The organism is Cyanobium sp. BA5m-21, assembly GCF_024346235.1.
Taxonomy (GTDB): domain Bacteria; phylum Cyanobacteriota; class Cyanobacteriia; order PCC-6307; family Cyanobiaceae; genus Cyanobium_A; species Cyanobium_A usitatum.
On sequence record NZ_JAGQCO010000001.1, the window covers coordinates 44796 to 56607 of the forward strand.

Genomic DNA, 11812 nt, shown 5'->3' on the forward strand with positions numbered 1-11812 from the left:
TCTGCATGGTCTCTTCAGCCGGAGACTGATGCTGGCTGGCCCAATGGCCGTTGTAGCCGTGGCGGTGGGATTTGCGGCCCAGGGCCTGGCTCCCCGCCCCTATGGGGCCGCCCAGGGCGAGTTGCTGGATGCCCTTATTGATACGCCGCCCCCGGCTCAAGACACCACTACCGCAGCTGAGCAATTGCGTCGTCTCGAGGCGCGCCGAGCCACCCCTCAAGCAACTGCCACTGCCACTGCCAGCCTCGGCCTGGATGAGCCCGAAGCGGGTCCGGGAGTTGATCTGGAAATCCGCGTCGCCCTGCTTGGCGCCGGCACCAACCCCGATCTCTCCGCCAGCGGAGCCTGGCAGGTTGTCAGCCGAGACGGCCAGCTGCTCCAACAGGGCGGCGCTGGCAGTTCGGTGAACCTCAATGAACTCTGGCTCCAGGGCCCAGAAGCCTGGCTGCAGACCAGTGGGACCTCCGTACTGGTCAACGGCCGCCCCTATGGAGGGCGCCTGCGTCTGATTCCGGAGAGTGGCGGGCTCAGGGTGGTCAATCACGTTGGTCTGGAGAACTACATCGGTGCCGTGGTTGGAGCTGAGATGCCTAGCAGCTGGTCGCTAGAGGCTCTGCGGGCCCAGGCCGTAGCCGCCCGCTCCTATGCCCTCGCCCACATGGCTCGCCCAGCCAACCGTCACTGGCATCTTGGTGACACAACCCGCTGGCAGGCCTACAAGGGCCTCTCGAGCAGCAACGAACGCACCCGCCAAGCTGCCGCCAGCACCGCCGGCATGATCCTCAGCTATCAGGGCGCCATCGTGGAAAGTCTTTATGCCGCCAACCGCCAGATATCCCTGGAAGCCCATGGCCATCTCGGCGCAAGCATGAGCCAGCACGGCGCCCAGGATCTGGCTATGCAGGGCTATCGCTACAACCAGATTCTTGGTCACTATTACCAGGGAGCATCTCTGGCCCGCCTCAAGGCTGGTGCGAGCTGAGCGCATCTGGCAGCTGGCGCTGCAGTTATCCAGCCAGGCGCAGGCCAGCGGCTCCCTGGTTCCCCTAGCTACCGAGGTCCTGGCGGCCCCGCAGCACCAGCCATTTGTGTTGCGGCGTTTGCTGAGCACCACCCCCAAACACCTACGCCGTGGTGGCCCCAAGCCGAATCCTTTTTTGCCCTGGGAGCAAGCTCTGGAAGTGGAACGGCTCAGCAGCGGCCATGTGGTGCTGCTCAACAAATATCCAGTGCAGGCGGGCCATCTGCTCCTGATCACGGACTCCTGGCAGCCGCAATCCGGCTGGCTTTCTGTTGACGACTGGCGCGGGGTCTCGCTGCTGGCCAGTGACACCGGTGGGCTGTGGTTCTTCAACAGTTGTGCCGCCTCTGGCGCCAGCCAGCCCCACCGGCATCTGCAACTGCTGCCCCGCCGCGCTGGAGAAGCCAGCACGCCCCTGTCTGCGGCAATCCAAGTTCAGCTGGATAGGGGCGAGCGCCCCTGGCCCTGGGCCTATCGGCTGAGTCGCCGCACAGATGCCCACGGGGGTAGGGATCTACCCGCCCTTTACCTGGAGCATGCCGAGCAACTGGGCCTGGGCTATCCCCACCAGGACGCCCAGCCCAGGCACCCATACAACCTGCTCTTTGACGACAACTGGCTGCTCACCGTGCGGCGCACCCAGGAACATTGCGCTGGCTTCAGCCTCAATGCCCTTGCCTTTGCTGGCTATCTGCTGGCCACGGAAAGGTCCGATCTCGAGTTGCTGGAGCGAGAGGGGCCTTGGTCCTTACTGCAGGCGGTTGCCGCTGCCCCCGACAAGGACATGTGATCAACGTTCCGTAATTTTTCGGTTGCGCAATAGGGCCCCGTCGCGGCTGGTTGGAAAGGAAGGGAACCAAAACCCTGCCAACCCAACTTCAGCCCATGACCCAATCGATCAAAACCAAATCCCTCTGCCGCCGTGCCCTGCAACAACGCAACCAGCGGGTGAACCAGTACTGCGGTCTGGTTACCCCAATTGCTGTGCACTACTGCCGCCGCTGTCCGGAGCCCCTCGACGACCTGGTTCAGGTGGGTCTGATGGGCCTGCTACGAGCCGCCGAGCTCTATCAACCACAAACAGCAACTCCTTTCGAGGCCTTTGCCAGACCGCACATCCGGGGCGCCATCTTGCACTACCTGCGTGATTCGGCATCGGCCGTGCGGTTACCGCGCCGGCAGATGGAGCTGCACGACAAGCTGCGCCAACTGAAGGCCAGCTGGAGCAGTGTCCATGGGCGGGAGCCCAGCGCCGAAGATCTGCGACTAGCTCTGCAGCTCAGCCTTGAGCAATGGCAAGAACTGCTACGTGGTCAAGCCCTAGCCAGGCCCCTGGATCTGGAGACTGGCTATGAGGAAACCAGACTTCATGAGGGTTCGAACGGCAGGCCCTCGGACTCTGAATTCACCGGCGCTGATGACTGGGAGGATCAGGGAGCTGAAGTGCGTCAGCAACTTGCTTGCCTTGAGCCCGGATTACGTCGTGTGATCCAGAAGGTAGTGCTCTCGGGCTGGAGCTACCGGCGCACGGCAGCCTTGCTTCAGGTGAGTCCGATGACCGTGCAGCGGAGGCTCAAGCAGGGCCTGGCACAGATGCGTGCCGCTCTACTTAATGCAGACGCGTTCTCAAGCCTCAGCTTCCAGCCGAGGCCGCATCCCGCTCCATCTGTTGCTCCAGCGTGCTGATCGTGGCATTTACGGCTGCCAGCTGGCGTTCCACCCCGTCCCGCCAGAACTGAAGCATGCGCAGCTTGCGCTCTTGATGACGCCTCCAGCTACCAGCACCACCGTCATCAACGCTGCCACAGCAGCCCAGGAGGGGAAGCATGAGAAAGTGGGAAAGTTCCTCAAGGTTCTAGCGACCCTGACGGGCTTGCCGAGTGTTGTGTTTCTCCCCCAGCGATGGCCCCGAAACACCCTTCGGTCAGTTCCATTCCCAGCCCCTGTACGAGCTCTCAATCTGGGTTTGCAACCAACTTCCCGTCATACCCTTTTGGAATAGGGGCCATTGCACTCAAACCCAACACCCTGATTACCAGATTTCCGTTGCGGCCGATCAAACTGCTGATAGCAGCTGCCCTGGGGGCTCCCCTCGGCCTGTTGCAGGCGCTGCCAGCGGCCGCTTACGTGGCTCTAATGGCGGGACAACAGGCCCGTCCCCTAAATGGCACCTTCAACAAGGTGCCGGTTCTGCACTCGAACCAGCCGGAGGAGGTTGAAGGCCCCGGGATCCTGATCAGCACCGCGCCGGGGTATGCCTACGCCGAAGAGACTGGACAGCCCTTGCGCAACGCCGAATTCACCTTCAACGGTGATTTTGGGGTGCACATGCACCACAAGTATTTCCCCCCGAACCGCCGCCAGCTATCCCGCTCTGGTAGGCGTCCAGAACTCACCCTAGGGCTGATTCTGATCAATCCCGGAATGCGGGCAGTGCACATCCGCTTTGAAACCGGTGCAGTACGCAACAGCTTTGAGGCGCCCTATCTTGTCAATTTCAAGATGGGAGTAAGACCTCTCGGGCCTCGCCCTTGGAATACCGGTCCTGGAGATGCAACAGCTGTGCAAGTTCTACGCAGTCGTCTAGATCCAAAACTTGATCAGGATATTACTATTCCTGCCCGCAGCCGTATTGTGCTATTTCAGACCCAGCTGCCTGCGCTTGGCATTGCTAACGCCTTGTTGAAAGGTAATAGTGATGGACCTTTTCAGATGGCTGTTGTTGCTGGGAAAGAACCCAATAGCGACTGGGATCTAATCGCTATTTTGGATCGGGGACGGCTTGCTCCGGGCAGGGTCTACCTGAACCGCATCGCTGACATCAATGGCCGCCGAATTTTCTCCCGTGTGGGAGGTGTTGCTATAGGTGATACTTATCAAGCCACCCTGAACCATAATCTCGCTCAGCAAGGTCCATTACATTTTCCGCTAACGAGCACTAACCGCCATAATTTCGGCACGCGCGAGGTGCAGGTCAATCCACTCGCCAGCCGCATGGTGGATTCATCCCTAGACAATGTGGGCACCTACGGCGTTCGATTTGATGTCGATCTGAATCTCAAGGGGGCTGGCCCCTATGAGCTGGTTCTCAGCCATCCCACCGCCTCAGGCACTGGTAAACCTTTCACCGCCTTCAGGGGATCATTGCAAGTACGCACGGAGGAAGGGCTTCAAGAAATGCACGTAGGCATGCGCTCTGGCCAAAGCTTGCCCCTCACCTCTTTGAATCTTCGGGGAGGTGTATCCAACCCAGTTCGAATCAGCTTGGTTTATCCGGCCGATGCCACCCCTGGTCACCTACTCAGCATCGTGCCAGCCAGTCAGGTCGCCATGGTGCAGGAGCGAGAGCGTTTGCTTGAGTTGGCTCGCAACACAGCCTCCCCCGCGGCGATGACGCCCCCCCAGTCCCTGCCTGCGATTCCAGATCAGGATCGTGATGGTCAGGATGGATCAGAATTAATGGCCCCGTTGGTGCTGCAGCCACGCTTCCCCAGCCTGCCGCCCCTCAGAGCAAATCCTCTGCCACCACCGCCAATTTATCAGCCGCGTTATTCCCCCAACCAAACTTCAACCCCTGGGAATAAAAGCTTGGTTGATCGCTACCAGCAGGCCCTGGAAGCGCAGCAGGAAATGATGCGCGACCTTATTGGCCGTTAGGCATGGCTAAGCCGGCGGACCCCAATCGTCGCCGCTTCAGCCTGGAGCTGCCCGTCGATTTGCTCGACAAAATTGATGCGCTGCGGGCCGAGTGGGGCATCCGCAGTCGCGGAGATATTTTGGAGCGTCTGCTACAAGAGATCTTCCCAAATACTGAGGAAGCTGAGACCTCTGTTCTTGCCAACGACGGCAATCACCAGCCTGATGGTTGCCTTAGCGAACAAACCAGCCTGGAATCAACCTTCAACGAACAGGGGGCTTTGGTGTTGATGACCCGGAGCTCCGGGGGAGACCTGTGCCTGGATCGGGAATCAGCTGATCGTGAATTTGCCTTCGACTTCGATGTTGATGCGTCAATGGCAGCGGATGTGCGCCCTCGTCAGAGCGGCATTGACCTACCTGGCTTTGTGAGGCGCCAATCTGACCAGCTCAAGCGCAGTTTGCAGCCCTTACGCCAACCCATGGATCTGGCGCAAGAACCTCTCCCCCATGTAGGCGGTGATGTGCTCGAACGCTCTTTGGCCAGAGCCCGTGACCACTGGCTTGAGCTCTACGGCAAGGTTGCCAATGAGGCGGTACTGGAAGCCGCAATGGTGTGGTTGGCCCAGGACATTTGGGACCAGAGTGATCAAAGTGAGGGCCGCCCCTTTACTTGGTCGCTTGCCTGCGATGTGGTGGCCAATACGGCTCCCAGCTGGGGCAGGGAGCCCGCAACTTTTGAGCGAGTCATGGTGATGGCAGGTTTGCTGGAGGATCCCTTCAGCACTTCAACCCTGGAACTCCGCTTACCAACGCTGATCAGGCGCTTTGTTCATCGTTTCCGCAAGCGACGTAAGGGCACCTCGTTCCAGACCTTGGAACACACCATGACCCTGCATGGGGCCTTGAAGCTGCTGCAACTGCCAACGGCGCCGGGTCAGCGGCTCACCCTGCGACAGATACGGGAGGCTTACCGCGAGTTGGCGATGAGCCATCACCCCGACTCTGGCGGCACGGAAGAAACCATGCGGCGCCTAAACGAGGCCTACCAGCTACTGAAAGAGCTCTACCGCAACGAATAGACTCGTATATTACTTCTCATCTGAGACACCTAATTGGTCCTGGAATGATTCTCGGATGAGACTAGCGATCTGCACTTTGCGGCTTGCTTGGGCGCATCATCATTGCTAGCCACAACGGTTTGACTGCTCAGATGTTGGACGGATAGCTGTTTTTCTTTTCTCACATGAGATTCATTGTTGGTCTTGTTAAGGGTCTTGCCTGGGGAGAGTGGGATTTTTTATTCTTGGCCTGAGCAGCCTGGTCTTGTAATGAGACCACTAATTAGTCTTGGATGAGATAGCTGATGCATATGCAAGTGAGCTTTGCCCCCTAGTTGATGGCATCTAGTTGGGTTTATTTCCAATTTTTCCGTATTTCTGCCTGCATCTCCCTAGTCGTGTGTTTCATGGGTTCTTTGTAGTTGTGGCCGGAAGACGGCCTGAATAGCTTGTCCAGCCATCTCACCTGGTCTGGTCCAGATCATCCGTCTCGCTTCAGAGTCGTTGCAGCAGCAGACTCTGAAGTCTTGCGTCACTGTGTCATACACAGGTACGCAAGCTCTTAGGGCTATGCAACAGGCTTGCTGAGGCTTCGAGACTTGCTGGCCCTGGAGCTGGCCCTGGAGCTGGTCGAGCAGCTTGCCAACAGAATGATCAGCTGTCTCATGGTAGACTTATTTATAGACCCTTGCTGCGTCTTGGATGAGACTTTAGATAAGGGGGGTGGGTGAGGTGCGCGGTCCCGCCGGCGGGTATTAAAAGTGAGCATCATCCTGTCGCTCCATCCGTGCGAGCAATTGATGATTCTTTTGCATCCCAACCGGGACCCATTAATAGTCCAACAAAAAGACCCGGACGAGACAAGCGCTCCTCCGGGTCCTGGTGCTGGTTGGGATGGTCTGAATCAGGTGCTGGTTTGCATGCCCTGGATCAGAAAGTCGAAGTAAGGGCCCGCAAGGGAGGCCTGGTCTGTGCTCAACAGGGCGAGCGAGGCCTCCTTCATGGTGCGCATTGCGTCCACCATGCCTGGCATCGGTACGCCGAGGCTGTTGTACATCTCACGGGCGCCGACCAGGCCAATCTGTTGAATCATCTCGGTGCTGCCGGCGAGAACGCCGTAGGTCACCAGGCGCAGATACCAGCTGTAGTCGCGCAGGCACTGGGCCCGCTGCTTTTGGCCGTAGGCATTGCCACCGGGGGCCACGTAGTCGGGGTTGCGCTGGAAGAGCTGCTTGGCCGACTCATCAACAATTTTTTTCTCGTTGTCGGTAAGAAGCCGCACAACCACCAGCCTTTCGGCTCCCCGGCTGAGGTACTCCACCATGGAGCGCAACTCGCCGCCACTGGGATACCGCAGCTGATCATCAGCCTGAAGGATCAGATCCCGAACGACGCTCATCGCAGCGACCACACGCGTCCATCACTGTATCGACTCCTCAGCAAGATCACCGTGCCCCGCCGCAAGGTGTAACGCCCCTTTGCACGGCGTAGGGTGAAGGATTGGTAGGCGGGCGTGGGCACTAAAAGCTTTGGCAACGGCGCTGGTGGTGGCAAGAGTGATGGCCTCGATCTCTCCACCGGCATGACCGTGACGGTGACCATCACCGGCCTATCCCATGACGGGCAGGGCGTGGCCCGTCTCGCAGATCGGGTCTTGTTTGTAGCTGGTGCCTTGCCTGGCGAGCAGGCGAAGGTACGCCTCACCCATAAGGCCCGTCGCCACTGGCTAGCTGAGCTGCAACAGGTGCTTGAGCCGGCAGCGGAGCGTCGAAGACCTCCTTGCATCCTTGCTGAAGACTGTGGTGGTTGCAGCTTGCAGCACCTCGACGACTCGGCGCAGCAGCACTGGAAGCACCAAAAAGTTGTTGATGCTCTGCGGCGTATTGCCCACCTTGATACGGATGTTGCGCCCTTAATGGCAGCGCCAGAAGGGCTCGGCTATCGCAACAGGGCGATCATCCCGCTTGAGCGCTGCGAGGACGGGCGGTTGCGGGCTGGCTTTTATCGCCCTGGCACCCACAAAATTGTCAATATGAATCGCTGCCCGGTGCTTGATCCGCGCCTGGACGCTTTGATCGCACCGCTTAAGTCGGATCTTGAGACCAGTGACTGGCCCGTTGATCGGGACTTCCGCGAGGGGGGCGGCCTGCGCCATCTGGCCCTGCGAATCGGCAGCTACACAGGTGAGTTGCTGATCACCCTGGTAAGCAGCACCCCAGACCTGGAGGGCATCGAGATCCTGGCCGCCCAATGGATGCACCGCTGGCCCGAACTAGTGGGGGTGTGCCTAAACCTGCAACCCCTAGCCACCAACACCCTGATGGGACCCGAGACACGCGTGGTCGTGGGACGTAGCTGGGTGCAGGAGCGTTTCTGCGATCTCGAGCTGCGCATTGCAGCAGACACCTTTTTCCAGGTCCATACCCGACAGGCTGAGCGAATAGTGCCCCTGGTGCTTGCAGCCCTTGCGGGCTCTGCGCCTGGGGTGATGGTTGATGCCTACTGCGGCATTGGCACCTACAGCCTGCCGGTGGCTGCGGCTGGCTGGCACGTTCACGGCATTGAACTAAGCCCCGAGGCCGTGCACCAGGCCAAGGCCAATGCCCGCGAAAACGGCCTAAGTGAATCAGCCACCTTTGAGACCGGGGTCGTGGCCGAGTGCCTGGCTGAGCACCTCGTTCACTGCGATGCGGTGTTTCTCGATCCTCCCCGCAAGGGACTGGAGCCCGCCACCCTGCAGGCGATCATCGAACGCCCCCCGGCCCACCTGCTCTACCTCAGTTGCGACCCCGCCACCCTGGCCCGGGACCTGGCCCAGCTGGTTAGCGGCGGCATTTATCGATTGGAGAGCGTTCAGCCGATCGACTTTTTCCCCCAAACAAGCCACGTAGAAACATTGACCGTTCTGAGCCGTATTGGTGCTGGCGTCCCAACCCCGCAGCCCGAGGCAGCGGAGCAGGAGTAGGGGTAGATCTGCCGCCACCTGGATATCAGCTGCGCAACAGGGCGCCCAGCTGCTTTTCCAGGGCTGCCCGGATCGAGGAGTGGGCTGCTTCCACCTCTTCATCGGTGAGGGTGCGGCTGGCATCGCGGTAGCGCAGCCGGAAGGCTTGACTGCACTGGCCTGCAGCAAGTTGACCGCCCTCGTAGCGGTCTACTAATTCCGCATGCTCCAGCAGCGGCTTGCCGGCTTTGCGAATCACCTGGAGCAGCTCAGCTGAATTCGTGCTGGCTGCCACCACTACGGCCAGATCTCGCTCCGAAGCGGGGACGGTGGGATAGGGGGCAAAGGCTGGCTGCCAGCGGTTGCGGCGGGTGGCGGCGATCAGCAAGGCATCGAGTTCGAGCTCGAAGATGATGCTTGTTTGCGGCAGGTCTAGCTTTTCGGCCTGCTCAGGGTGCAGCTGGCCAAACCAGCCTTGTGGCCGCCCTTCCACTACAAGCTGGGCGGCTCGACCCGGGTGTAGCAATGGGTGCTGGGTGAATGGGCGATCTTCGATTGGGATCGCCAGCGCTGCCAAGGCTTGCTGCAGCAGGCCGCGGGCCTGGTGATAGCTGGGAGGCTGGGGTTTACCACTGCTGCTCCAGCGCTCACCTCGCCGTTCGCCACAGATAACCCCAGCCAGCAGCTGGCGAGCAGACCTGGCGGCATCGCTGCTGAACACCTGGCCGATCTCAAAAGCCCAGAAACCTGGCTGCCCACTTTGCAAGTTGCGGCGTGCAGCGGCGAGCAATTCGCCATGCAGGTTGTCGCGCAGGTAGCCGTAATCAGCTAGCAGGGGATTAGCCAGGGGTATGCGCCCAGCTGCTGCCGCCACCAGGGAAAAGCTGCAGGCCTCCTGCAGCCCGGCAGCGCACAGTTGGCGGCGCAGGCGGCGCTCCACCTGCTGGGCTGGATTAAGTCCCCCAGGCTCCAGTGGGTCGGGTAAGTGGCAGGCGAAGTGGTCGTAACCAACCAGGCGGGCCACCTCCTCGATTAGGTCAACCTCCCGTTGCAGATCCATCAACCGTGAGGGGGGCACGGTGACCAGCCAACCCTCACCATCTATCTGTTCTGCCAGCTGGCAACCAAGGGCCGTCAAGGTCTGGACGATCCTGTCGTCACTGAGATCTGAATAGTCTTCGCCGTCTTGAACAGGTCCAAGCAGATTGTGCAGGGCGTCACGCCTCAGCTGCAACGGCTCGATTGGATGCTCGGCTCGTTGATGCAGCCAGCGGCCCGAAACCTTGGCAGCGCAATGTTGCTTAAGCAGGGCCACGGACCGATCTGCAGCAGCGAGGGTGGCCTCCCTTGGCAACCCCTTCTCAAAACGGCTGCTTGCTTCAGTGCGTAAGCCAACGCTGCGGGCGGAGCGGCGCACCGCCTGGGGAGCAAACACAGCAGCCTCAAGCCAGATTGAGGTGGTGGCTTCATTAACGGCTTCATCCGCACCACCCATCACGCCAGCCAGGGCGATGGGGCGGTTGCTGTAAGTAACCACCAGGGCTTCGGGGCTGAGTTTGTGCTCGGTGGCGTCCAGGCTGGTGAATTCCTCACCATCAAGGGCCTGGCGTAGCCCCAGGCTGGCTAGCTGGGGTTCGCTGTCTCCGTCGATTACGGCGAGGCGCTTGCTGTCGAAGGCGTGCAGGGGTTGTCCCGTCTCCAGCATCACCAAGTTGGTGATGTCAACAATGTTGTTGATCGGGCGAATGCCGGCCTTTTGCAGGCGCTGCTGCAACCAGAGGGGCGATGGGGCGACCTTCAGCCCGTCGAGGGCCGTGATGCTGAATAGCCCCCCAGCCTCAACTGCGACCCGGTCGCTGGCGGAAAGAGGCAGCGGCTGGCTTGTTGCGGCAATTTCAGGGGCCTTTATCTGGGTCTGGCCGCCCACCAGGGCCGCCACCTCCCTGGCTATGCCTTGCATTGAGAGGCCATCAGGTCGGTTGGCGGTGATCGCCAACTCCAAAACCTGGTCATCCAGCCCCAGGCTTGGTCCCACTGCTGCGCCCAGGGGGGGCACCTGCTCCAGCAGCTCATCAAGAATGGCGATTCCTTCCCCCTCTGCCGTCTGGCCAAGCTCGGCAAGGGAGCAGATCATGCCGCTGCTGGCCACACCGCGCAGTTCGGCGGGCTTGATCGTCAGGTTGACCGCCGGCAGAGTGGCGCCCACCAGGGCAACGGGCACATGGATACCCGCCCGTACATTCGCTGCCCCGCAGACGATCTGCAGGGTTTCGGCGGCGCCGATATCAACTAAACAGACGCTCAGCTTGTCTGCGTTGGGATGGGCCTGGCGTTCACGCACGAAGCCCACCACGACACCGTCGGCCTGGGCGGCTAGGTCCTCTATGGCATCTACCTCAAAACCAGCCAAAGACAGACGCTCGGCTAGCGGCCCTGGAGCGAGGGCTTGTTCGGGGCCGGTCACCAGCTCCTGCAGCCATTGGAGCGAGACCCGCATAGCCCGTGGTGTGTTGAACCTTGATCTTAGGGATCAACTGGGGGGTGGGACTACCGCCAGGTAAGGTGTCAACTTGTCCTTTCGCATCGCTCCAGCGGCGCAACGTCCTTCATGGCTAAAAACAAGGGCGTCCGGATCGTGATCACTCTCGAGTGCACCGAATGCCGGTCCAACCCCGCAAAGCGTTCTCCAGGTGTGTCCCGTTACACCACTGAGAAGAATCGCCGTAACACCACCGAACGGCTTGAGCTGAAGAAGTTCTGTACCCACTGCAACTCCTCGACGGTTCACAAGGAAATCAAGTGATTCAGGCTTGGGCCCCAGCTTTGGAGCTCAATGATCAGTTTCAACTCGATTTGCCCCAGCCCCGTCAGGTACTAGTCAGATCCAGCTTCATTCACTACTCGCCTTCGTAATCCATGTCTAGCTCTTTTTTCAAAAAGCGCCTGTCGCCAATCAAGCCTGGCGATCCGATTGACTACAAAGACGTCGATCTGCTCAAGAAGTTCATCACCGAGCGCGGCAAGATCCTGCCCCGCCGGCTCACTGGCCTGACAGCCAAACAGCAGCGTGACCTGACCAACTCTGTTAAGCGTGCCCGAATTGTGGCCTTGCTGCCTTTTGTGAATCCCGAAGGCTGAGGCCTCTCCCCT

At 60.2% G+C, this 11812-nt stretch carries 11 protein-coding genes; 8 read left to right on the top strand and 3 right to left on the bottom strand.

The features are described 5' to 3' along the window. The first annotated feature begins 28 nt into the window (after positions 1–28). From KBY72_RS00230 to KBY72_RS00240, 3 genes are all read left to right on the top strand, one after another. Positions 29–982 (top strand): SpoIID/LytB domain-containing protein, encoded by a 954-nt coding sequence (locus KBY72_RS00230; protein WP_254992907.1) that lies wholly within the window; start codon positions 29–31, stop codon positions 980–982. Further along, positions 927–1811: an ATP adenylyltransferase gene (locus KBY72_RS00235; protein ID WP_254992908.1), complete on the top strand. Its 885-nt coding sequence runs from the start codon at positions 927–929 to the stop codon at positions 1809–1811. Before KBY72_RS00230 ends, KBY72_RS00235 begins: the two co-directional genes overlap by 56 nt. A gap of 95 nt (positions 1812–1906) precedes the next feature. Next, positions 1907–2707, top strand: a complete 801-nt coding sequence (locus KBY72_RS00240) for a sigma-70 family RNA polymerase sigma factor (RefSeq protein ID WP_254931403.1) — start codon at positions 1907–1909, stop codon at positions 2705–2707. Here KBY72_RS00240 and KBY72_RS00245 read toward each other — a convergent pair. Then, positions 2655–2849, bottom strand: a complete 195-nt coding sequence (locus tag KBY72_RS00245; protein ID WP_254959992.1) for a sigma factor SigF — start codon at positions 2847–2849, stop codon at positions 2655–2657. The two genes, KBY72_RS00240 and KBY72_RS00245, sit on opposite strands and share 53 nt — an antisense overlap. 308 nt (positions 2850–3157) lie before the next feature. Here KBY72_RS00245 and KBY72_RS00250 point away from each other — a divergent pair, with 308 nt between their 5' ends. Next, positions 3158–4678, top strand: a complete 1521-nt coding sequence (locus KBY72_RS00250) for a DUF3370 family protein (protein ID WP_254992932.1) — start codon at positions 3158–3160, stop codon at positions 4676–4678. Positions 4679–4680: 2 nt separating this feature from the next. Further along, a complete protein-coding gene (locus tag KBY72_RS00255; RefSeq protein WP_254931404.1) occupies positions 4681–5739 on the top strand; it encodes a DnaJ domain-containing protein in 1059 nt (352 codons plus the stop codon). 883 nt (positions 5740–6622) lie between these two features. Here KBY72_RS00255 and KBY72_RS00260 read toward each other — a convergent pair. Further along, complete coding sequence (locus KBY72_RS00260; protein ID WP_254959991.1) at positions 6623–7117, bottom strand: allophycocyanin subunit alpha-B; 495 nt, start codon at positions 7115–7117, stop codon at positions 6623–6625. Positions 7118–7231: 114 nt separating this feature from the next. On the opposite strand from KBY72_RS00260, the gene rlmD reads away from it, so the two are divergent. After that, entirely contained in the window at positions 7232–8683 is a 1452-nt protein-coding gene (gene rlmD, locus KBY72_RS00265; RefSeq protein WP_254959990.1) for a 23S rRNA (uracil(1939)-C(5))-methyltransferase RlmD, read from the top strand. Between the two features lie 25 nt (positions 8684–8708). Here rlmD and pheT read toward each other — a convergent pair whose 3' ends face one another. Continuing rightward, the gene (gene pheT, locus KBY72_RS00270; protein ID WP_254992909.1) at positions 8709–11159 is read right to left on the bottom strand and encodes a phenylalanine--tRNA ligase subunit beta; all 2451 of its coding nucleotides are present in this window, start codon (positions 11157–11159) and stop codon (positions 8709–8711) included. Positions 11160–11270: 111 nt separating this feature from the next. Here pheT and rpmG point away from each other — a divergent pair, with 111 nt between their 5' ends. Next, complete coding sequence (gene rpmG, locus KBY72_RS00275; RefSeq protein WP_106501787.1) at positions 11271–11465, top strand: 50S ribosomal protein L33; 195 nt, start codon at positions 11271–11273, stop codon at positions 11463–11465. Positions 11466–11578: 113 nt separating this feature from the next. Then, positions 11579–11800 (top strand): 30S ribosomal protein S18, encoded by a 222-nt coding sequence (gene rpsR / locus KBY72_RS00280; RefSeq protein ID WP_106501788.1) that lies wholly within the window; start codon positions 11579–11581, stop codon positions 11798–11800. Positions 11801–11812: the final 12 nt, after the last annotated feature.

Bases quoted from the DNA above. Each gene is read 5' to 3' on its own strand.
- KBY72_RS00230 (WP_254992907.1), top strand. From the start codon at position 29: ATGCTGGCTGGCCCAATGGCCGTTGTAGCCGTGGCGGTGGGATTTGCG.
- rpsR (WP_106501788.1), top strand. From the start codon at position 11,579: ATGTCTAGCTCTTTTTTCAAAAAGCGCCTGTCGCCAATCAAGCCTGGC.
- KBY72_RS00255 (WP_254931404.1), top strand. From the start codon at position 4,681: ATGGCTAAGCCGGCGGACCCCAATCGTCGCCGCTTCAGCCTGGAGCTG.
- KBY72_RS00240 (WP_254931403.1), top strand. From the start codon at position 1,907: ATGACCCAATCGATCAAAACCAAATCCCTCTGCCGCCGTGCCCTGCAA.
- KBY72_RS00260 (WP_254959991.1), bottom strand. From the start codon at position 7,117: ATGAGCGTCGTTCGGGATCTGATCCTTCAGGCTGATGATCAGCTGCGG.
- pheT (WP_254992909.1), bottom strand. From the start codon at position 11,159: ATGCGGGTCTCGCTCCAATGGCTGCAGGAGCTGGTGACCGGCCCCGAA.
- rpmG (WP_106501787.1), top strand. From the start codon at position 11,271: ATGGCTAAAAACAAGGGCGTCCGGATCGTGATCACTCTCGAGTGCACC.
- KBY72_RS00245 (WP_254959992.1), bottom strand. From the start codon at position 2,849: ATGCTTCCCCTCCTGGGCTGCTGTGGCAGCGTTGATGACGGTGGTGCT.
- KBY72_RS00250 (WP_254992932.1), top strand. From the start codon at position 3,158: ATGGCGGGACAACAGGCCCGTCCCCTAAATGGCACCTTCAACAAGGTG.